This is a genomic window from Nonomuraea turcica (genome assembly GCF_030718205.1).
Lineage (GTDB): Bacteria > Actinomycetota > Actinomycetes > Streptosporangiales > Streptosporangiaceae > Nonomuraea.
This window is the reverse complement of sequence record NZ_JAUZQF010000015.1, coordinates 254,247-273,389: the sequence shown is the minus strand read 5'-3', so window position 1 is coordinate 273,389 and position 19,143 is coordinate 254,247. Positions and strand designations below refer to the sequence as shown.

General features: G+C 70.1%; 21 protein-coding genes. 7 read left to right on the top strand and 14 right to left on the bottom strand.

Going from position 1 to position 19,143, the window contains the following annotated elements; all coding sequences use genetic code 11:
• Positions 1 to 39 precede the first annotated feature (39 nt).
• Positions 40 to 885, bottom strand: a complete 846-nt coding sequence (locus Q9G87_RS35245) for a hypothetical protein (RefSeq protein ID WP_305920884.1) — start codon at positions 883 to 885, stop codon at positions 40 to 42.
• 179 nt (positions 886 to 1,064) lie between these two features.
• Positions 1,065 to 1,550, bottom strand: coding sequence for a MarR family winged helix-turn-helix transcriptional regulator (locus tag Q9G87_RS35240; RefSeq protein ID WP_305920883.1), 486 nt, complete (start codon positions 1,548 to 1,550; stop codon positions 1,065 to 1,067).
• A gap of 71 nt (positions 1,551 to 1,621) precedes the next feature.
• Here Q9G87_RS35240 and Q9G87_RS35235 point away from each other — a divergent pair, with 71 nt between their 5' ends.
• Entirely contained in the window at positions 1,622 to 2,899 is a 1,278-nt protein-coding gene (locus Q9G87_RS35235) for an MFS transporter (protein WP_305920928.1), read from the top strand.
• Positions 2,900 to 2,957: 58 nt separating this feature from the next.
• Here Q9G87_RS35235 and Q9G87_RS35230 read toward each other — a convergent pair whose 3' ends face one another.
• The 3 genes from Q9G87_RS35230 to iscB form a co-directional block, all read right to left on the bottom strand.
• Complete coding sequence (locus Q9G87_RS35230; RefSeq protein WP_305920882.1) at positions 2,958 to 3,677, bottom strand: DUF5941 domain-containing protein; 720 nt, start codon at positions 3,675 to 3,677, stop codon at positions 2,958 to 2,960.
• A complete protein-coding gene (locus Q9G87_RS35225) occupies positions 3,674 to 5,185 on the bottom strand; it encodes a CDP-alcohol phosphatidyltransferase family protein (protein ID WP_305920881.1) in 1,512 nt (503 codons plus the stop codon). Before Q9G87_RS35225 ends, Q9G87_RS35230 begins: the two co-directional genes overlap by 4 nt.
• 100 nt (positions 5,186 to 5,285) lie before the next feature.
• Positions 5,286 to 6,593: an RNA-guided endonuclease IscB gene (gene iscB, locus Q9G87_RS35220; protein WP_305920880.1), complete on the bottom strand. Its 1,308-nt coding sequence runs from the start codon at positions 6,591 to 6,593 to the stop codon at positions 5,286 to 5,288.
• A 472-nt stretch (positions 6,594 to 7,065) separates the two neighbouring features.
• On the opposite strand from iscB, the gene recO reads away from it, so the two are divergent.
• Both recO and Q9G87_RS35210 read left to right on the top strand, forming a co-directional pair.
• Positions 7,066 to 7,800: a DNA repair protein RecO gene (recO, locus tag Q9G87_RS35215; RefSeq protein ID WP_305920879.1), complete on the top strand. Its 735-nt coding sequence runs from the start codon at positions 7,066 to 7,068 to the stop codon at positions 7,798 to 7,800.
• Positions 7,797 to 8,570 carry an isoprenyl transferase gene (locus Q9G87_RS35210; RefSeq protein ID WP_305920878.1) on the top strand — a complete coding sequence of 258 codons (774 nt, stop codon included), beginning with the start codon at positions 7,797 to 7,799 and terminating at the stop codon, positions 8,568 to 8,570. The genes recO and Q9G87_RS35210 overlap by 4 nt, the downstream gene beginning before the upstream one ends.
• On the opposite strand, the gene Q9G87_RS35205 is transcribed toward Q9G87_RS35210, so the two are convergent.
• Positions 8,571 to 9,350 (bottom strand): alpha/beta fold hydrolase, encoded by a 780-nt coding sequence (locus tag Q9G87_RS35205; protein ID WP_305920927.1) that lies wholly within the window; start codon positions 9,348 to 9,350, stop codon positions 8,571 to 8,573.
• 2 nt (positions 9,351 to 9,352) lie between these two features.
• Complete coding sequence (locus tag Q9G87_RS35200) at positions 9,353 to 10,228, bottom strand: AraC family transcriptional regulator (RefSeq protein WP_305920877.1); 876 nt, start codon at positions 10,226 to 10,228, stop codon at positions 9,353 to 9,355.
• A gap of 223 nt (positions 10,229 to 10,451) precedes the next feature.
• Here Q9G87_RS35200 and Q9G87_RS35195 point away from each other — a divergent pair, with 223 nt between their 5' ends.
• The 3 genes from Q9G87_RS35195 (at position 10,452) to Q9G87_RS35185 (ending at position 13,066) form a co-directional block, all read left to right on the top strand.
• The gene (locus tag Q9G87_RS35195) at positions 10,452 to 11,507 is read left to right on the top strand and encodes a saccharopine dehydrogenase family protein (protein ID WP_305920876.1); all 1,056 of its coding nucleotides are present in this window, start codon (positions 10,452 to 10,454) and stop codon (positions 11,505 to 11,507) included.
• Positions 11,508 to 11,672: 165 nt separating this feature from the next.
• Positions 11,673 to 12,557 carry an RpnC/YadD family protein gene (locus tag Q9G87_RS35190; RefSeq protein ID WP_305920875.1) on the top strand — a complete coding sequence of 295 codons (885 nt, stop codon included), beginning with the start codon at positions 11,673 to 11,675 and terminating at the stop codon, positions 12,555 to 12,557.
• Between the two features lie 338 nt (positions 12,558 to 12,895).
• On the top strand, positions 12,896 to 13,066 hold the full coding sequence (locus tag Q9G87_RS35185; RefSeq protein ID WP_305920874.1) for a dihydrofolate reductase family protein: 171 nt from the start codon (positions 12,896 to 12,898) through the stop codon (positions 13,064 to 13,066).
• On the opposite strand, the gene Q9G87_RS35180 is transcribed toward Q9G87_RS35185, so the two are convergent.
• Both Q9G87_RS35180 and Q9G87_RS35175 read right to left on the bottom strand, forming a co-directional pair.
• A complete protein-coding gene (locus Q9G87_RS35180) occupies positions 13,053 to 13,547 on the bottom strand; it encodes a pyridoxamine 5'-phosphate oxidase family protein (RefSeq protein WP_305920873.1) in 495 nt (164 codons plus the stop codon). The genes Q9G87_RS35185 and Q9G87_RS35180 overlap by 14 nt on opposite strands.
• A 79-nt stretch (positions 13,548 to 13,626) precedes the next feature.
• Positions 13,627 to 14,154 (bottom strand): CGNR zinc finger domain-containing protein, encoded by a 528-nt coding sequence (locus Q9G87_RS35175; RefSeq protein WP_371825871.1) that lies wholly within the window; start codon positions 14,152 to 14,154, stop codon positions 13,627 to 13,629.
• A 50-nt stretch (positions 14,155 to 14,204) separates the two neighbouring features.
• Between Q9G87_RS35175 and Q9G87_RS35170 the strand changes: the two genes are divergently transcribed.
• Complete coding sequence (locus tag Q9G87_RS35170; protein WP_305920871.1) at positions 14,205 to 15,167, top strand: DMT family transporter; 963 nt, start codon at positions 14,205 to 14,207, stop codon at positions 15,165 to 15,167.
• Here the strand turns inward: Q9G87_RS35170 and Q9G87_RS35165 are convergent.
• The 5 genes from Q9G87_RS35165 to fdhD form a co-directional block, all read right to left on the bottom strand.
• Positions 15,104 to 15,496: a Fur family transcriptional regulator gene (locus Q9G87_RS35165; RefSeq protein WP_305920870.1), complete on the bottom strand. Its 393-nt coding sequence runs from the start codon at positions 15,494 to 15,496 to the stop codon at positions 15,104 to 15,106. The genes Q9G87_RS35170 and Q9G87_RS35165 overlap by 64 nt on opposite strands.
• The gene (locus tag Q9G87_RS35160; RefSeq protein WP_305920926.1) at positions 15,493 to 16,359 is read right to left on the bottom strand and encodes a metal ABC transporter permease; all 867 of its coding nucleotides are present in this window, start codon (positions 16,357 to 16,359) and stop codon (positions 15,493 to 15,495) included. Before Q9G87_RS35160 ends, Q9G87_RS35165 begins: the two co-directional genes overlap by 4 nt.
• A complete protein-coding gene (locus Q9G87_RS35155; RefSeq protein ID WP_305920869.1) occupies positions 16,359 to 17,159 on the bottom strand; it encodes a metal ABC transporter ATP-binding protein in 801 nt (266 codons plus the stop codon). The genes Q9G87_RS35160 and Q9G87_RS35155 overlap by 1 nt, the downstream gene beginning before the upstream one ends.
• Positions 17,156 to 18,118 (bottom strand): metal ABC transporter substrate-binding protein, encoded by a 963-nt coding sequence (locus tag Q9G87_RS35150; protein ID WP_305920868.1) that lies wholly within the window; start codon positions 18,116 to 18,118, stop codon positions 17,156 to 17,158. The genes Q9G87_RS35155 and Q9G87_RS35150 overlap by 4 nt, the downstream gene beginning before the upstream one ends.
• Before the next feature lie 158 nt (positions 18,119 to 18,276).
• Positions 18,277 to 19,137 (bottom strand): formate dehydrogenase accessory sulfurtransferase FdhD, encoded by an 861-nt coding sequence (gene fdhD, locus Q9G87_RS35145; RefSeq protein ID WP_305920867.1) that lies wholly within the window; start codon positions 19,135 to 19,137, stop codon positions 18,277 to 18,279.
• Positions 19,138 to 19,143: the final 6 nt, after the last annotated feature.

Here is a 19,143-nt window from a genome sequence, read left to right as displayed (position 1 = left end):
CGCCCTCCGCCATCATGTGCCTTCGTCATGCCGCGATCCTCACCGAGCGTCCTGGTCCGGCCCGGCCGAATCGTTCTGGGCGGGGTGGTCGTGCCCGGTGTGCTCGGCCGTGGGGTGGTCGTCGGCCGAGATCGCCGGGCCGAGCCGGCGGCGCGACTCGGTCGTCAGCTCGCGCGGCATCACCTCCGCCCGCCACACTTCGATCCGGCTCTCCACCTCCCGCAGGATCCGCCCGATCTCCTCCCGCCCCGAGACCGCCGCAGGTGTGTCACCGGCCGCCCCCATCGCGATGACCTCACCCTTCCACAGGGACGGAATCTCCTCCCGGCGCGGATGGGCCTCCAGCACGCCCCCCTTGTACGCGGCGATGAGCTGCTCGGCCCTGGCCTGCACCGCCTCCACCTCGTGCTCACGCTCGATCAGCGCGCTCTCCCACTCCTGGCTGAGCTGCTCGACCCGGGCCCTGGCCCGCTGCACATTGGCGTTGGCCTCCTCGACCACGGCCCGCCGCCGCGCCTCCGCCCGCCGCGTCCTGGCCTCCGCGATCGAGATGAACGCATCCTCATCACCCGGGGCGTGCCCGTTCACCTGTGAGGGCCGTGGCTCCGGCCGCGTGTCGCTCCTGCCCAGCTCCCGCAGGATCGCCTCCCGCGCCCCCACCGCCCGCTCCAGCAACGCCGTACGGGCGGCCGCTAACCGCCGATCGACCTCGGTGATCTGCTCGCGGGCCCGGGCCCGGATCTCCGTCACGTACACGGGCTGGTAGTCCGGATCCGTGAACTCGCCCAAGGGGTGCCGGCGGGCGTCCCGCATCCCCTGCCGGCGCGCCTCCTCGCGCTCGGCCAGCGGATCGCCCCGCTTGAACAGCCGCGACAAGAACGCCATCCGCGTCTCCTGGCTCGGGCCGGACCGGAACCCGGCCCGGGTCTGCCTGAACCCCAGACTATGCGCTCACTTCTCAGGGCGGCGGCCACCACGACGAGCTCCCGTCGACACAGTCGAAGACGAACGCGAAGTAGATCAGTACGCCGCCCAGCACCATCCACGGGCGGTCGCCGGTGGGGTCAGTGGGTGGCTTCTGTCTTGACGAGGAGTCTCTTGAGCAGGTCGTTCAGGACGACCTGATCGGCCGGGGTGAGGGCGTTCACCATGTTGGCCTCCACCTCCGCCCGGATCGTCATCGCGTCCATCCACAGGTCATGGCCCTTGGGAGTGAGCTCGACGTCCACCCGCCGGCGATCTTCCGTGCTGCGCACCCGCCGTACCAGGTCGGCTCGCTCCAGCGTGTCGAGCCGGCCGGTCATCCCGGCCGGGGACAGCAGGAGGTCCGTGGCGAGCTCGGACGGGGTGGCCGAGCCGCCGCGCGCTATCAGCCGGTGCAACGTCTCGAACTCGAAGTCCTGCATGCCCACGTCACTCAGCGCCGCCTCCTTGGTGTGGGCCAGGTGCTTAACGAGGACCTGCATCCGCGTCACGATCGCCTCCACCTGCTCGTCGAAGGGCGCCTTGCCGCGCCAGCGGGCCAGGTGACGGTCGACCGAGTCCTTCATGCGACGGATCATACGGCAGCAAGTATTTTGTTGACGAAACATTCGGTAGCGAAATATCGTGCTTTGTCGTGATGAACCGACTGCTGATCGGGCGATGCCTGTCCGCGCTCGCCACCGCTCTCATCCCCACCACCCTGACCCTCGCAGTGCTGCGGGCGACCGGGGATGGCGCGGCGCTGGGCGCCGTGCTGGCGAGCGAGATGGTGCCGCTGCTGCTGTTGCTCCCCGTGGGTGGGGTGCTGGCCGACCGGATCCGGCCCCAACGGGTCGCGTTGTTCGCCGACCTGACCCGATGCCTGTCGCAAGCGGCCATAGCCGTCGAGCTGTTGCTCGGAGTGAACCGTCTCCTTGACCTGGCGCTGTTGTCGGCGGTGGCGGGAGCGGCCATCGCGTTCGGCAGCCCGGCCGTGCCGAGGCTGGTGGTCGCGGTGGTGCCCGGGCCGGACCGGTTGCGGATGAACGCGCGGATCGGCGTGGCGACGAGCCTGTCCGCGGTGGTGGCTCCGGCGCTGGCGGGCGCTATCACGCTGGCCGCCGGTCCGGGCTGGGCGGCCGCGCTCACGGCGGCGCTGTTCGCCTGCTCGGCGCTGACGCTTGGCGGTATCCATACGGCTTCCCCAGGCGCTCGTACGTCTGGCCCACGTCAGACGTCCGCCGCGTCCGCGAGGCGACTTGTCGGGCGAGGTGCGGCCTCCTCGTTCGGCAGGGATCTGGTCGAGGGATGGCGGGAGATCAGGGAGCGTCCGTGGTTCATGGCGTGCGTGCTGGGACACGGCGTGTGGCACTTCATGGCCGGGTTGTTCCTCACGCTCGGCCCGGTGGCCGCCGTGCAGGAGTTGGGCGGCGAGGCGAGCTGGATGGTGATCGTGCAGAGCGGCATGGTTGGTCTGGTCCTGGGCGTGTTCGCGGCTCCTCGGCTGCCCATCCGGAGGCCGCTGGCCGTGGTGCAGCTCGGTGCCGCGTGTTACCTGCTGCCCATGGTGGCCCTTGCCGTGACAGCGCCCGCGCCGGTGATGGCGGGAGCCTACTTCGTGGGGATGTTCGGGCTGGGGCTGCTCAGCCCGCTGTGGGAGACCGTCGTGGCCGATGAGATTCCGGAAGCGGCGTTGGGGCGGGTGCGGTCGTTCGACCAGCTCATCTCGTTCGCGTCCAGGCCGTTCGGGCTGGCGGTGGCGGCGCCGCTGGCCGGCCTCACCGGGGTGACGGCGCTGGCGCTGACGGGCGGCGTGCTCGTCGCCGCCGCCAACCTGGCCGCGATCGTCCCGATGGCGCGTTCGCGCAGGAGGCGCGCCGCCGAGGAGGCCGAACCCGCGCTCCCCGTCGCGACGTCCCAAAGCGAGGGAGAATGAAAAGTGCGGCGCCGCTAGAGATCAGCGGCGCCGCACAAAACGAGATAAAAAAGGGAAGTTACCCCTTCTCGGCCTCGCCAGTGGCCTGCTCCAGGGCGTCCTCCGGGGAGGCCTCCAGGTCCTGCTCGGCGTCCGCGCCGGCCTGGGCGGACGCCTTGTCCAGGCGGACCCAGCTCGTCACGCTCTCCACCGCGAACAACACGAACAGGTACGCCGTCAGCACCGCCAGCACGGGCGTCACGATGCCGAGCGCCGCGCCCACACCGATGATCAGCAGCCGCACCTCCCAGCCGAGCCCTGCGTGGAACACCCACGCGGGCGGCCAGATGCTCTGCCGGGTGCGGTAAACGGTGTCGTAGGTGTGATAGCCCACGACGTACACCAGCACGAACAACAACCACTTCGGCGCGTCGGCGGCCAGGCCGATGGCGATGATGGCGAGGAACTCGGTGGCGCGCAGCAGCGGCGGCGTCAGCCAGTCGAAGCGGCCCAGGTGGTTGCGCGGCGCCGTGGGCAGGATGAGCAGCAAGCAGATCGCCACGGGCACGAGCAGGATCGGGCCGGGCTGGAGCAGCCCGGTGACCGCGACGGCGGTGACGGCGAGGAGGGCGGCGAGCGTGGCGGGCACGGGCAGCAGGCCACGGCCCAGCCGGGGCGCCAGCAGGTGGGTGAGGGGGCCGTCGTCGCGGTACGCGAGCAGACGGGCGGTCTGGATGCGCCGGCGCTCCTCGTCGGGGTCCGGCGTGGGGGTGGCCATGGCCTGCGGTGCGGTGATCATACGAGGGACCTCATCAAGCGACCGGTGAGGGTGTAGGCGGCGGCGAGGGAGCCCCAGATCACCAGTGTGAGGAAGGTGATCCGGGCGTCGAAGAGGGCGGCGGTGATCGCGATGGCCGCGAACCGCTCGCCGATGGGGAACACGATCATCTTGCGCGCCCAGTGGACAGCACGGAACTTGCCCGCCTTGGTCCACATCTTGAGCAGGCCCCGCAGGCCCTGGCTGCGCTCCTCTTTGCGGCGTACGAGGGCCTTGCGCAGTGCGCGGTCGTCCGGCGCGTCCAGCGGCAGCGTGGGCAGCTGCGCGGGCGGCTTGCGGCGGTTGGAGATGCCGAAGGAGAAGTCGAGCAGGTGGCGCACCGACTGCAGACCGAGCGCGGCCAGCGCCAGGATCCAGATGTCGTCGCTGTTGCCGGCGATCACGTAGCCGAGGGCCAGGCCGGCGAAGACCACGTATTCCTTGAACCGGTCGAACGTGGCGTCCAGCCACGCCCCCAGCACGCCGAACTTGCGGGCGTAGCGGGCGACCTGCCCGTCGACGCAGTCGAAGACGAACGCGAAGTAGATCAGCACGCCGCCCAGCACCATCCACGGGCGCTCGCCGGTGGCGAAGCAGGCGGCCGCGGCCACGCCCAGCGCGATCGAGATCAGCGTCACCTGGTTGGGCGTCAGCCCGCGGCGGGCCGCCCAGCGGGCGATGAAGCGGGAGTAGGTGGAGACGAAGTACGTAGTGAAGAAGCCGTCGGCGCCCTTGACCGCGTTGTTGAGCCGGGCGCGGTCCTCGTCCATGCCGGCCATCTCGGCGCCGGCCTCGTTGGCCTCCTCCTGGGTGGTGACCCGGCGGTAGAACAGGTCGCGGCGGCCGCGGATGCCGACGGACACGCCATTGCGCACCAGGCCGAACACGACGAGCTGCACCAGGTCGTCGTCCGGGCCGAAGGTGTGCGCCATGGCGGCCAGCTCCCGGCAGGTCTGCGCGAGCACGGGGGCGTTGCGCGCGCTGAGGTGCACGGGGCCGAGCATCACGGCGTTGGGCCGGGTCACGGCGTGGGCCGCGGTGCCGACGGACACCACGCGCGATTTGCCGACGCGAGAGCGCACGGGCAGCCCCTCGACCAGGCTGAGGCCGATCTCCGGATCTGCCTCGTCGATCGGGACGCTGTCCTCCTGAGCCTCCTCGTCCGCCATGTCCGGACGCGGCTCTTTCGCGACGAGCGCCAGCGCACCGCGCTTGGTCTTGGTGATCTGATAGATCAGCTCGTCGTGGACGACCGAGTTTTCCGGGATGATGAGCAGGCTCTCCGTCGTTGATTCCGCGACGTCGGCCAAGTCGAGAAGGGCGGCTGCCACGTCGTCTGGCGCGATGGTGGCGGGCCGCGGGTCAAGGGAAGCGAGTTGGCTGCGCAGCCGTTCGCCGACGGTGGGATTGCCGGGCAGCGCGGGCAGCCGCAGGCCAGTCGGTGAGGTGTCGGGGCCGGGCGATCCGCCCAGCAGCACCACGCGGGTCATCCGACTTTCTCCGTGAATACTCCGGCCTTCAGACGGGAGAGGATACAGACTCCCGCATAGCGGGACAGGGAAGGGCGGTTCGCCGCAGGGCGAACCGTCGTCAGGGCGTGCACTGGTGTTCTTCCTTCTTAGTCGTGTAGGCGTAGCCGTCGGCTCGCTGGAGGAGGCGGAGATGCTTGTGTGAGGTTTTCACAGGGCCGGTGGGGGTCTGCACGGTGTGGCTACCGGATATGCGGACGGCAACCCTGCCGGTGTGGGACCCGGCATGCTTGCCTTTCGGCACCAACGCGCGTACGAGGTCCCCGGTCTGGTACCCGTGGATCTGCTTGGTGCGGGGCAGGCGCAGTCGGGGGAATCCGAAGGCGTCGCTGCGGGTCCGGCAATACGCGCCTCTGCCGGTGGCGGCAATCACCGTGATTTGGCTCGGCCAGGAGGCCACATAGCCGAGGTCGCCCACGTGTAACGCGTCCAGGGCATGGGATTTGGGTACGCCGGTGCGGTGCCGGTTCCACTTCGTGCGGCCGCCGCTGCCGCAGCGCACGGGCAGGCCGGTCGTCGTCAACGCCGCGTAGAGTGCCCAGCGGGTGGCATTGTCGCCGGCGGCGTCCCGCAGCGGCGCTTTGGCGTGCGCGAGCACCCGGGAGAGAACCTCTGGGCGGCCTGCCAGGAACTCGGTGACCGGCATGCTGTTCTTGGCTTGGTTGCAGGGCACGCATGCCAGGCACAGGTTGCTGATCCGGTCCGAGCCGCCCCTGGAGCGGGGCTGGATGTGGTCGATGTTCAACGGGATGCCGCTCGCCGCGCAGTACGCGCATGCCCGCCCCCATTTGGCCAGCAGGTACTCGCGGACTTCATAACCATGCAGGGTGCCGTGCTGGTACTCCACGCCTTCCAGCGGCTTGCCCGCGGCCAGGGCGTGGGTGTCGAACCGCACGACCTCCATATGGATCGCCCGTACCGGGGCCAGGCGGCACAGCCGCTGCACCCAGCTCATCGTGGCATCCACGCGATGCCGAAGGCTCGGGGCGAGCCAGCCGTCCGGGCGCCTGCGGTTGGCGAACCTGGGAGCGCGGTAGCGCAGGTTACGCGACCTCCTGCTCCGCCGGTAGGAAGCCCGGGCCGTGAGCTTGTCGCGGATCTTGCCGCCGCGATGATCGATCTGGATGCTGTACCGCCCATGCCGGGTGCCGTCGTGGGCGCGAAAGACGCTGATGCCGGTGTGCTTGCTGCCGGGGTCCAGGGCGACCTCCACGCCCTGGGTCTCGGATTGGCCGGCGGTGCGGTCTTTCAGGCGGATGGCGAAAGGGGTGTGGCGGACCACCACCGCACGCCCCGATGCCAGGAGCTTGCGGGCGCGGGCGGGGTGGCAGGGGTCCAGCGGTGTGCCGTCGGAGGCCAAGACGAACACGTGGGGTACGGTCTCACGGCCGTGTGCTCCGCTTGCGCGGGTGACGCCCTCGCCGCCAGGTGAGGCGGCGTGAGTCTCCCCTCGACCATGTTCCACGCCGGGTACCCGCGCGTGGCGGGTGTCCGCGTCCCGTTTCGTTCCTGCTCCGGGAGTGTCTGCTGACGCGGATTCCAGGGTCCACCGCTGAGGAAGCACGGTGGAGTGGGTCTGCTGTCCTACGTGAAACGTAGCCATCAAGGTCACCTCCTTGTGCGTGATGGCTGGGTCTGGTCACTCCGGCTCACCCCGTCTAGCGGGGCAAGCCCTGGTTTTCAAGCCGAGGAGCGAGTGACGACTCCCTTTCGAGACGATGGCTGGGGGCTGAACAACGGGTAGAGCGCGGACAGAGGTCAAAGTCTAGTGAGGGTCACGTAAAGTCGCGTCATCAGAGCATGCCCGTAACTCCTCCCCGATCCAGCCGTAAGATGTCCGAGTGAGTCTCTACCGTGACGAAGGCGTAGTTCTGCGTACGCAGAAGCTCGGCGAGGCCGACCGCATCGTCACCGTCCTGGCCAAGCGCACCGGCAAGATCCGGGCGGTGGCGAAGGGCGTGCGCAGGACCACGTCGCGCTTCGGGGCGAGGCTGGAGCCGTTCACCCATGTCGACCTGCAGTTTCACGTCGGCCGCACGCTCGACGTCGTCACGCAGGCGGAGACGATCAGGCCTTACGGTGAGGTGCTGGCCGCCGACTACCCCCGCTACACCGCCGGCACGGCGATGCTGGAGACGGCCGACCGGCTGACGCACGGCGAGAAGGAGCCGGCGCTGCGGCAGTTCCTGCTGCTGGTGGGAGGGCTGCGCACGCTCGCCGACCGGGTGCACGAGCCCAGGCTGGTGCTGGACGCCTACTTCCTGCGCTCGCTGGCCGTGGCCGGCTACGCGCCGGCGCTGGAGGCGTGCGCCAAGTGCCAGGCGCCGGCGACCAGGGCGTTCGCCATCGTCGCGGGCGGCGTGGTGTGCGGGGCGTGTAAGCCGGCCGGATCGGCGGTGCCCGCGGGGGAGACGATCGGGCTCATGACGGCGCTGCTGCGCGGAGACTGGGCCACCGCCGACGCCTCGGACTCCCGCCATCGCAACGAGTGCAGCGGGCTGGTCGCCGCTTATCTGCAGTGGCACCTCGAACACGGAATACGCTCTCTTCGACATGTCGAAAGGGAGCATGCGTGAACGTCAGACCTCCGACCCCGCATCCGTCCGGCGCGACGCCGCCGCCGATCCCGCGTGAGTTGGTGCCCCGGCACGTGGCCATCGTCATGGACGGCAACGGCCGCTGGGCCAAGGCGCGCGGCCTGCCGCGCACCGAGGGGCACAAGGCAGGCGAGTCCTCGCTGTTCGACGTCATCGAGGGGGCGCTGGAGCTGGGCATCCCCTATTTGAGCGCCTACGCGTTCTCGACGGAAAACTGGAAGCGCTCGCCCGACGAGGTGCGATTCCTCATGGGCTTCAACCGGGACGTGATCAGGCGGCGGCGCGACGAGCTCAACGCCATGGGAGTGCGCGTGCGCTGGGCGGGCCGGCCGGGCCGGCTGTGGAAGAGCGTGATCTCCGAGCTGCAGACCGCTGAGGAGATGACCGTCTCCAACCGCAAGCTGACGTTGCAGTTCTGCGTCAACTACGGCGGGCAGGCCGAGATCGTCGACGCTGCGGTCAAGCTGGCCCAGGACATCGCGGCCGGGCGGGTCAAGCCGGGCAAGGTCAACGAGAAGGTGTTCGCGCGTTACCTGGATGAGCCGGAGATCCCCGAGGTGGATCTGTTCGTGCGCTCGTCGGGGGAGCAGCGCTTCTCCAACTTCCTGCTGTGGCAGTCGGCCTACGCCGAGATGGTGTTCCTGGACCGGCTGTGGCCGGACTTCGACCGCAGGGACCTGTGGGAGGCGTGCGAGATCTACGCCAAGCGCGACCGGCGCTACGGCGGGGCGATCCCCAACCAGGTCTGACTAACTCAGGAACTCCGCCACGTCCTCGGCGAAGCGCGGGTGGGCGAACGTCCCGATGTGGCTCGCCCCGGGGTAGACGATCAACTCCGACTCCGGCAGCCGCTCGGCCGTCTCCCTGAAGAGCTCCACGGGGTAGGCCATGTCACGCCCACCGCCGATGATCAGCGTGGGCGCCGTGATGCTGGTGAGCCGGTCGCGTACGTCGAAGGAGTCCTCGGCCTGGGCGAAGTGCAGCATGTCCAGGGGGTTCGCCGGCCGCATCGGGGGGTCGGCGAGCCAGAGCAGGGGCCGGAACAGTGCTCTGGTGAGCGCGGTCCTGCCGACCAAGGGCGCTTGGTGCTGCGCTCCGCGCCGCCCGGCCGCCACCGCTTCGGTGTAGCGCTGCTGGGCCTCGCGGGTACGCGGAGTCAACGTGTACGCCGCCCCGGCCACCACCAGTCGCCTCACGACCTCCGGATGATCGGCGGCCAACTGCAGTGCCAGCGACCCGCCTGACGACATGCCCAGCACGTCCACGGGCTCGCCGAACCGCTCGGCCAGAGCTTGGGCGTGCTGGGTGGCGATGTCCGCCATGGTCGTACCCGCGGGCATCCCCGGCGCCCGGTTGACCGCGTATACGTGGAAATGCCGCCCGAGCGGGTCCATCGACTTGCGCTCCATCCTGAGCGCCCACCCTGTCGGATTGGCGTGGTCCGGCGTGAACCACCGCAGCACCACCAGCGGCTTCCCCGCACCGACCGTGTAGTACGGCAGTCCGTGCGCGAGCGTGCCCGTGTCCATCGTCACCCTGCTTCCCTCATGCCGCGGTACCGTCCGGGGGCGGTGCCGTACTCCCGCTTGAACGCCTTGGCGAAGGCGAACTCGGTCGCGTACCCGGTGCGGTCGGCCACCGACCGCAGCGGCAGGTCGGAGTCGCGCAGCAGCCGCGCCGCCGTGGTCATCCGCCACCACGTCAGGTACGTCAGCGGCGGCGACCCCACCGTCGCGGCGAATCGCTGCGCGAACGCCGTCCGCGACAGCCCGGCCAGGGCCGCCAGCGACTGGACCGTCCACGGGTGCTCCGGCCGCTGGTGCATGGCCCGCAGCGCCTCCATGATCTGCGGGTCGCGCAGGGCGGCGCCCCAGCCGGTGGTCTCGTCGCCGGGGCGGCTCTCGTACCAGGCCCTCAGCATGTAGAGCAGCAGGACGTCGAGCAGCGCGGCGGCGGCCGCGTCGGATCCCGGGCCGGGGGCGGCGCCGAGCTCGCGGTCGAGCAGGTCGATCGCGCCCCGGAGGGCGTCGGTCGCGGGGATCCGCATGACGTCGGGCAGCTCGGTCAGCAGCGGGTGGAGCCTGGCCTGGTCCAGCCGGTACGCGCCGCACAACATCTCGGTCTCCGGCCCGTCGCCGCCTCCGGCGAACGCCTCGGCCAGCGGGGTGGTGATCGCGTCGGCGATGCCGTGGCCGAGCTCGCGCGGCAGGAACACCATGTCGCCGGGCGTCAGCTCGAGCGGCTCGCCGCGCACGGGCACCAGCACGCAGCGGCCGCGCAGCATCACGTGGAACCCGGCTCCCTGCTGCGGCCGGAAGCGTACGCCCCAGGGGGCCCGCAGGCGGGTGCGCGAGGCGTGCGGTAACCCCGTGCGCATGCCGGTAACGGCGTCGCTGAGCACGTCCATGCCCTCCACGGTATCTCCGGGGCTCGCGCGTTCGGCGGTGGCTGAACGATCGGACATGATCTCCGGATTTCGGGACATGGGAGCGCCCCCGTCCCTCCTCCTAGCGTCGTTCCCGCACAGATCACCACGACGCCGGCGCAGGTCTCTTCAGAGAGGCCGGCGGCCGGGCTGCTACGACGGGGCATGCGCGGACATGAGCCGAGGCGTGCGGAGAAGGAGTGACATGAGAATCGCCGTGCATGGGGCGAGCGGGTTCACGGGGCGGCTCACGGCCGCGGAGACCGGCCGCCGGGGGTTCACGCCGGTGCTGGTGGGGCGCGACGAGGAGCGCCTGCGCAAGGCCGCGGTCGAGGCGGGCGTGCCGGGGGCGGAGGTCCGGGTCGCCGCGCTGGACCAGCCGGCGGCGCTCGTGGACGCTCTGCGCGACTGTGAGGTCGTGATCAACTGTGCCGGGCCGTTCACGCTGCTGGGAGAGCCGGTGATCCGGGCGGCGATCGCGGCCGGGACGCACTATCTGGACACGACGGGGGAGCAGCACTACATCAGGCGGGTGCTGTACGGGTTCGGGGATGAGGCCGAGCGGGCCGGGGTGTCGGTGGTGCCGGCCATGGCCGATGACGGCGGCCCCGGTGACATGATCGCGCACCTGACGGCCGCCCGCCTCGAGGCGGCGGGCGGCGTCGCGGAGATGCTGATCGGGGACCTGCGCAGGCCCTCGGCGGCGTCGCGCGGCACGGCGCGGTCGATGGCGGCGGTTCATGAGAAGGGTGCCCTGGAGTACGCGGAGGGCGCCTGGCAGCAGGCGGGCGACGACGCCCCCGGCGCGCTGGCCGTCCCTGGCGAGGACGGCGAGGTCCCGGTGACCGTCTTCGCTCTCCCCGGTGTGGTCACCGTGCCGCGCCACGTCCGCGCCGGGCGGGTGCGCAGTGTGATCCGTACTCAAGTGGCGGAGCTGTTCTCCGCGCTGACCTCGGACATCGTCGACAGCATCCCAGAGATCCCGGACGAGCAGGCCCGCCTCACCTCACGCTGGCTCATGATGGCTCAGGCCGTCGCCCACGACGGGACACGCGCCCGCGGCTGGGTGACCGGCCTGGACGCCTACGGCACGACCGCGGTGATCGCCGTCGAAGGCGCCCGCCGCCTGGTCGCCGACGGCGCTCCGGCTGGCACGCTCACGCCGGCCCAGGCCTTCGGCCCGGCCGCCTTTCTGGATCACCTGGCCACCGTCCACAACATTACTTATCGAGTGGAAACAGTAGGTTGTACGGGCGAATAGGAGCGCCACGGCACTGATGGTCGTGGCCGGACTGCCAGCCCTTCATCCGCATACTCCTTGACCACCTGTGTCACCTCCCCGGTTGCGCCAATCGTCGTCACTTTGCGTTTGCAGTCTGTAACAATAAGTGACATGCCGTCCCCCCGACATGACGCCCTCATCAAGATGTTCACCGAGCGTCCCCAACTAGCGGTGGAGATCCTGCGCGACCTTCTGGGAGTGCAACTGCCCGCCACTCCGCTGATCCGTGTAGAGGACAGCACCTTCAACACCCGGCGTTCCGACGATATCGAAGCCGATCTGCTGTTCGTCCTGGGATCCCCGCAAGACCCCGCGCATGCCATCATCGTGGAGATCCAGCAGGACAAGTCCAAGGAGCCCCGGCAGCTCGCCCGCTACGCTGCCGCGCTGTGGCTGATGCTGGGCTGCGACGTCACGGTGCTGGTGATCTGCCCCGATCGCGGGGTCGCCGACCACTACGCGCAGCCGATCGAGTCGGGGTTGACCGGCTATCGGCTGCAGGCCCGGGTGCTGGGGCCGGACGGCATCCCGGTCATCACCGACCCCCAGGAGGCGGCGGACCACCTGGCCCTGTCGGCCATGTCAGTTATGGTCCACGGCCGCGACCGTAAGGTCGTCGAGGCGTTCGCCGCGGCACTGAACGACACGCCCGACGACCACGCTCCGAAGTACTATGAATACGCCTACAGCATGGCCGGGCCTGACATCCGGCGCCTCATGGAGGAGATCATCATGACGTCCACCGACTGGCCTGTCTACAGCCCCTTCGCCCGTGAACACTTCGGCCGCGGCCTCAAAGAGGGCGAAGCGAAAGGCGAAGCGAAAGGCGAAGCGAAAGGCAAGGCGGAGGAGGCAGCAAGGATGGTGCTCCTGGTCCTGACCGCCCGCGGCCTCGACGTCCCAGATGACGCCCGCGCACGCATCACCGCCTGCACCGACCTTATCCAACTCGAAATCTGGGCCACCTGCGCAGCCACCGCCCGGACCATCCAAGACCTGTTCGCCGAGCCGGACGCACAACCCCGTTAGCCACACCACCGCAGGAGCTCGATCCTCGTGGGCTCCTGGCACGTTCCCACTCTCCCGTCCCTCTGCTCACTTTCAACGGATCCGACGTCAGGGCCGTGCCATGAAATGAATGGTGCTGATGCACACCAATCAAGAGTGGCCGAGGAGGTGGTCCGCTTCGAGTGGTGTGGCGCCAGAGCCACCGCGGCGAATCCTGCGTCCTCCTGTCGAATTCGAGCCGGTCCCGTCGACGCGTAAGCAGGGACGCGACAACGTGGCAGGAGGGAACGAGATCAGGAGGAAGATCATCGAGCAGGGTGTGGTGACGTTGGACGGCCAGATCGGCACCCCGCAGAACTGTGGAGGAGGTCGCCAAGCTGAAGAACCGGCCCGGCGGCGACATCCTGAAGGTCGGCACCGGCGGCACGTTCAGCCGCACCCTGCTCAAGCACGGGATGGTGGACGAGTACCTGTTCTGGCTGTTCCCGGTGATCGCCGGTAGCGGGGCGGCGCCCTTCACCCGCCCATGACCTCCGGAAGGCGATTCTGGAAGTCGAGGACGCCTACCCAGGTGGGACGCAGGGCGATGCGTGCCATCTTCGTGTCTGGATGGTCGGCCTGGGCTACGTAGCCGGCGCCGCCCTCCTCGCCGAGGAATCGGCGTGCCGCCTCGGCCTGTTCCGGCACCATGCCGGTGACCTCGGTGATCGAGACTCGGCCGCGGAGCAGGAGCACCTGGGGCGGCTGGGGCTCGGTGTCGATCGTGATGGCGACGTCCGGGTTGGCACGCAGCGCGTGCAGGCGTCGCGCCGGCCGCTGGATTCCCATCGAAGGGCAGCGCACGAAGGTGGCCATCACTAGTTCCTCGCCCGTCCAGACGAACCATGTCGACATCACCCGAGGCGTCCCATCGCCGGCTATGTAAGCAAGGCGGGCCGGAATCGTCGAGTGGAGCAGATGCTGTGCGACGTCGGTCTGGAGCAGTCGTACATCGCCCTGCGGGAAGTCCATGATCATCTCCTTGTGGGTGGTTCACTGAAGATGACCGGGATGCTGCCGGAAACTCATCGCCGTCCACCCCGGGGAGGACTCAGGCGCGGCGGCGGGCGCGGTACGCCGCTACGTGCATGCGGTTCCCGCACGTCCGGCTGTCGCAGTAGACCCGTGACCGGTTGCGCGACTCGTCCACGAAGACCCTGTCGCAGTCCGGGGCCGAGCACGTGCGCAGGCGTTCGGCCTCGCCTTCCACCAGCAAATGCGCCAGCGCCACGCCGCAGTCCGCCGCCACGTGCTCGGCCAGCGTCGCGTCCGCGGCGAAGTAATGCACGTGCAGCGGGTGGCCGTCGTGTTCGGTGAGCCTCGGGGTGATGCGGGTCTCGGCCAGCAAGGCGTTCAGGGTGCGGACGGCGGTCGCCTGGTCGGGGGCCGTGAAGACGCGGTGGAAGGCCTCGCGGACCATCCGCACCTGGCCCAGGTCGCGGGGTGTGAGCCTGCCCACGCCGCTGATCTGGCGGGAATGCACGAACGCCTGCAATTCGGCCAGGCTGGACAGGCCTTCGTCGCCCCCCGTGGAGGGCGAGGTGTTGACCAGTTCGACAACGGTGGCCAAAGAATGCACCATGTCATGGCCAAACGGCATGTTGACTCCTGTCCGCGCCGGCTTCTAGCGTGGTCGAACTGTATCTCTTGCGTGGGCATCGGGGGGTTTCTGTGAGTGCACATCGCCGTATCGTGCTGATCGCGATCATAGGCGCGCTCGTCATCTCCACCTCCGCTCCCTTGGTTCGGCTCTCCGATGTATCGCCGGCGACGTCCGCGTTGTTCCGCTGTGCGTACGCCATCCCACCCATGCTGATCTTGGCCTGGCTGGAGCGACGCAGGCTCGGGCCGCTGCCGCGCAGGGCCCTGATACCAGCATGGCTCGCCGGCGTGGTGTTCGCGCTCGACCTGCTGTTCTGGCATCACGCCATCGACTACGTGGGTGCGGGGCTGGCCACCGTGCTGGGGAATCTCCAGGTGTTCATCGTGGCGTTCGCCGCGTGGGTGTTGTTCAAGGAGCGGCCGTCCACGCGGTTGATGGTGGCGACGCCCGTGGTGTTCGGCGGCGTGGTGCTGATCTCCGGGGTGTTCGACAGCGCCGCGTACGGCCGCGATCCGGTCATGGGGGTGCTCGCCGGAATCGCCACGTCCGTCGTGTACGCGGCGTTCTTGTTGCTGATGAAGGGCGGCTCGGACCGGGCGGCGGGGCCGCTGGCGCACGCGACCGTGGTCGCGACCGTGATGATCGCCCTGCTCAGCCCGTTGTTCGGGGGCGCCGACTTCGTGCCGAGCTGGCCGGCGCACGGGTGGCTGCTGGTGCTCGCGCTGGGGCCGCAGGTGCTGGGGTGGTCGCTGATCACGTTTTCCCTGCCGCGGCAGCCGGCCGCGCTCACCGCGTTGCTGCTGCTCATCCAGCCGATGACGACCGTGGCACTGTCGGCGGTGGCGCTCGGCGAGCGGCCGTCGGTGTGGCAACTCGCCGGGTGCGCGGTGATCGTGCTCGGCGTCCTGTATGGGTCCCGCCGCGCTCAGCCCGCCTTGGCCGGGGCGGAGGAGCAGGAGGAGCAGGTGCCGAAGACCTCCACCGTGTGAGTGATCTCGGTGAACCCGTGCTCGCTGCCGACCGCCTCGGCCCATCGCTCGACGGCGGGCCCGGCCACCTCGACCGTGCGGCCGCAGCGGCGGCACACCAGGTGGTGGTGATGGGCTTCGCTGGCGCACGCCCGGTAGACGGACTCGCCCTCGTCGGTGCGGAGCACGTCGACCTCGCCCCTGTCGGCCAGCGCCTGGAGAGCCCGGTAGACGGTGGTCAGACCGATCTTGGCCCCGTGCAGACGCATCTCGGCATAGACGTCCTGCGCGCTGCGAAAACCCTCGCTGCTACGCAGGGTGTCGTGCACGGCATCGCGTCTCGTCGTCATGCGACCTCCTCGACGCGCATCCTTGAACTCACTCTCGACTCCTCGCTACGGCCTCGCCGTACGAATTTACCGACCCCGAGGGCCAGGACGAAGCCGGCCAGAGCAAGAAGCACGATAGCGGCGCCGGGCGGCACCTTGGTCGACACGGTGGAGGCCAGCAGCCCGCCGACCGAGGCGAGCACTCCGAACAGCATGGCCAGCGCCATCGTCGTACGGAACCCGCGGGTCAGCTGCTGGCTGGTGGCCACCGGGATCACCATCAGCGCGCTGACCAGCAGCAGCCCGACCACGCGCATGGCGATGACGACGGTGAGCGCCGCCGTGACGGCGATGAGCAGGCTGAGGAAGCGTACCGGCAGGCCGCTGGCCCTGGCCATCTCCTCGTCCTGGCAGAGCACGAACAGCTCCCTGCCGAAGATCACGACCACGCCGATCACGGCCACGGCCAGCGCGGCGATGATCCAGATGTCCTGCGGTGTGACGCTGGCGATGGCGCCGAAGAGATAGGAATTCAGCTTGGCGTTGCTGCCGCCCGGCGCGATCGCCATGAGCATGACGCCGCCCGCGATCCCCCCGTAGAACAGCAGCGCCAGCGCCACGTCGCCGCTCGTCCGCCCGCGCGCCCTGACCAGCTCGATGGCCACGGCCCCGGCGACGGCCACGAGCACGGCGGTCAGCACCGGCGCTGAGCCGGTCAGGAAGCCGAGCGCCACGCCGGTCAGCGCCACGTGGCCGATGCCGTCGCCGAGCAGCGCCAGCCGGCGCTGCACGATGAACGTTCCCACGGCAGGCGCGCAGAGCCCCACCAGCAGCGCCGCGATGAGCGCCAGCTGAAAGAGCTGCTCCTGCAGAAGTTCGAAGATCACCTTGGTTCCCCCTGCCACCCGGTGAGTTCCGCCTGCCACCCGGGGAGCGGCCCCGCGACGGTCTCGGCGGCGTGCGGGTGCTGGTGCTCGTGCCCGGGCCGCGCGCACTCGCCCTCCGGCCGCGGCGGGCGGCCGTCGTGGGCGATGACGCCCTCGCGGATCACGACGCCGCGCGTGACGATCGGCTCCAGCGGGCCGAGCTCGTGCGCGACCAGCACCACGGTCTTGCCGTCGAGCACGAGCCGCGACAGCGTGTCGGCGAGCAGTTGCTGGGTCGCGGCGTCCACGCCGGCGGTCGGCTCGTCCATGACGTACGTGTCCGGCGCCCCGGCCAGTGCGCGGGCGATGAGCACCCGCTGCTGCTGGCCGCCCGACAGCGACTGGACGGGGTCGCCGGCGCGGTCGGCCAGGCTGACGGCCTCCAGCGCCGTGGCCACGGCCGCCTTGTCTGCCCCGTTCGTCCGGCGGAGGCGGCGCTGCCTGGCGATGCGGCCCGAGGCCACGACCTCCCGTACGGTGGCGGGCACGCCGCCGCCGACCTGGAGCCGCTGCGGCACATAGCCGATGCGCCACCAGTCGCGGAACCTGCCGGGTGGCGAGCCGTAGATCAACGTCGTGCCGCCGGTCAGCGGCGTGAGGCCGAGCAAGGCGCGGACCAGCGTCGACTTGCCCGAGCCGTTGGCGCCCAGCAGGGCCACGACCTCCCCCGGACAGACGGTCAGATCGATCCCCCGGAGAACGGGCGTGCCGTCATAGGAGACCTGGCCGTCTGTCATCGAGAAGGCCGTTTCACTCATCCCGTACACCCCAGTGCTGTTTGTAGGGTTTTGAGGTTATCGCGCATGGCGGACAGGTAGTCGCCCGAGGGCTTGCTCTCGAGCGGGTCCAGCACGGCGGTCTTGGCCCCGATCTGGCTCGCGAGCACCTCGGCCACCTTCGGGCTGACCAGGGCCTCGGTGAAGATCGTGGTCACGCCTTCCGCCTTGGCGATCTTGGCGACCTCGGACAGGCGGGCGGGGGAGGGCTCGGTCTCGGGGTCGAGCGTGATGCCGACCTGCTTGAGCTTGTAGCGGTCCGCCAGGTAGCCGAACGCCTCGTGCGCGGTGACCAGCGTCTTGGCCTTGCACGTGGTCAGGCCCTTGGTGAACTCCTGGTCCAGGGTGCCGAGCGTGGCGGCCGTCTGGGCGGCGCGGTCCTTGTACGCCTGTGCGTGCGCGGCGTCGGCGGCGGCCAGGCGCTCGCCGAGCTTGGTGGCGACGGTGGCCATGCGGGAGGGGTCGAGCCAGATGTGCGGGTCGTAGGAGATCTCCTCCTCAGGGCCGTGCTCTTCCTCCCCGGCGTGGCCCTCCTCCTCGGCGTGCTCGACTGCGGCGAGTGTGGTGACGGCGGTGGCGGCGTCGAAGCTCTTGTCCGCGGCCACGGCGTCGTCCACGGCCGGCTGGACGCCCTTGATGTAGACGGTGAGCGCGGCGTTCTGGATGTCGGACACCTGCTTGACGCCGAGCTCAAGATCGTGCGGCTCCACGCCGGGGGCGGTCAGCGTCGTCAGCTGGACATCGGATCCCCCGACCTGCTCGGTCAGCCACTGGAGCGGATAGAAGGCAGCGACCACCTCGGGCTTAGCGCTCGAAGCGGAAGTCTGGGCCGAACCGGAAGTGGGGGTTTCGGCCGCGCCGGATCCGCAGGCAGCAGTGGTGAGCAGCGCGGCTCCGGCCAGCAAACCGGCAGCACGCGACCGGGAAAATCCTGACATCATGTGAGTCAGTATGCGCCAAAATGAAAACGGTTGTCAAAATCCGGCCGTAGGCCTGAATACAGCGGGGATGCCGGACGGCGTACCGGGGGCTACGCGGACGCCGTCCGGTGAGCCGCGTGACGCGGCCCTCCGCACGTGGTGTGCGGCATCCCGCTCCATCACCCCGGTAGGCGTGCGCCGGCAGAGCCAATGCCGACGCCCGAGGTGAGGTCCAGCCGCCGTTCGCCCGCGTAGACGTTCATCGAGGTACCGCGGAGGAACCCGATGAGCGTCAGCCCTTCCTCGGCGGCCAGCTCCACCGCCAGGGAGGACGGCGCGGAGACGGCGGCGAGCACCGGCACGCCGCCCATGACCGCCTTCTGCACCAGCTCGAACGACGCTCGCCCGGACACCATCAGCACGGTGCCGCGCAGCGGCAGGCGCTCGTTCCGCAGTGCCCAGCCGAGCAGTTTGTCCACGGCGTTGTGCCGCCCCACGTCCTCGCGGACGCACAGCGGCTCGCCGTCGGCGGTGAACAGGCCGGCCGCGTGCAGGCCGCCGGTCCTGTCGAACACCCGCTGGGCCGCACGCAGCCGGTCCGGCAGGGTGGCCACCGTGGACTGCCGCACCGCGACGGGGTCGTCGGCGGCGCTCCAGCGGGCCACGGTGCGCACCGCCTCCAGCGACGCCTTGCCGCAGACGCCGCAGGAGGAGGTGGTGTAGAAGTTGCGCGGCTCCGGCGCGGGCACGCCGGGCGCGAGGCGCACATCGAGCACGTTGTACGTGTTCGAGCCGTCCACGGTCGCGCCGGCGCAGTAGCGGATCGTGGCGATGTCCTCCGCCGAGCCCACGGCCCCTTCGCTGACCAGGAACCCGGCGGCCAGGTCGAAGTCGTCGCCCGGGGTCCGCATGGTCACGGTCAGCGGGGTGCCGTCGAGCCGGATCTCCAGCGGCTCCTCGGCGGCCAGCGAGTCGACCTTGCTGAGCCGGGCGCTGTCCTTGACGCGCAGGATGCGCCGCTTGACGGCGACCCTAGACATGGGCGC

What these genes read in the sequence shown, in the direction of transcription:
- Q9G87_RS35245 (WP_305920884.1), bottom strand. Translation starts at nt 885, where the DNA reads ATGGCGTTCTTGTCGCGGCTGTTCAAGCGGGGCGATCCGCTGGCCGAG.
- Q9G87_RS35240 (WP_305920883.1), bottom strand. Translation starts at nt 1,550, where the DNA reads ATGAAGGACTCGGTCGACCGTCACCTGGCCCGCTGGCGCGGCAAGGCG.
- Q9G87_RS35235 (WP_305920928.1), top strand. Translation starts at nt 1,622, where the DNA reads ATGAACCGACTGCTGATCGGGCGATGCCTGTCCGCGCTCGCCACCGCT.
- Q9G87_RS35230 (WP_305920882.1), bottom strand. Translation starts at nt 3,677, where the DNA reads ATGATCACCGCACCGCAGGCCATGGCCACCCCCACGCCGGACCCCGAC.
- Q9G87_RS35225 (WP_305920881.1), bottom strand. Translation starts at nt 5,185, where the DNA reads ATGACCCGCGTGGTGCTGCTGGGCGGATCGCCCGGCCCCGACACCTCA.
- Q9G87_RS35205 (WP_305920927.1), bottom strand. Translation starts at nt 9,350, where the DNA reads ATGGACACGGGCACGCTCGCGCACGGACTGCCGTACTACACGGTCGGT.
- Q9G87_RS35200 (WP_305920877.1), bottom strand. Translation starts at nt 10,228, where the DNA reads ATGGACGTGCTCAGCGACGCCGTTACCGGCATGCGCACGGGGTTACCG.
- Q9G87_RS35195 (WP_305920876.1), top strand. Translation starts at nt 10,452, where the DNA reads ATGAGAATCGCCGTGCATGGGGCGAGCGGGTTCACGGGGCGGCTCACG.
- Q9G87_RS35190 (WP_305920875.1), top strand. Translation starts at nt 11,673, where the DNA reads ATGTTCACCGAGCGTCCCCAACTAGCGGTGGAGATCCTGCGCGACCTT.
- Q9G87_RS35180 (WP_305920873.1), bottom strand. Translation starts at nt 13,547, where the DNA reads ATGGACTTCCCGCAGGGCGATGTACGACTGCTCCAGACCGACGTCGCA.
- Q9G87_RS35165 (WP_305920870.1), bottom strand. Translation starts at nt 15,496, where the DNA reads ATGACGACGAGACGCGATGCCGTGCACGACACCCTGCGTAGCAGCGAG.
- Q9G87_RS35155 (WP_305920869.1), bottom strand. Translation starts at nt 17,159, where the DNA reads ATGAGTGAAACGGCCTTCTCGATGACAGACGGCCAGGTCTCCTATGAC.
- Q9G87_RS35150 (WP_305920868.1), bottom strand. Translation starts at nt 18,118, where the DNA reads ATGATGTCAGGATTTTCCCGGTCGCGTGCTGCCGGTTTGCTGGCCGGA.
- fdhD (WP_305920867.1), bottom strand. Translation starts at nt 19,137, where the DNA reads ATGTCTAGGGTCGCCGTCAAGCGGCGCATCCTGCGCGTCAAGGACAGC.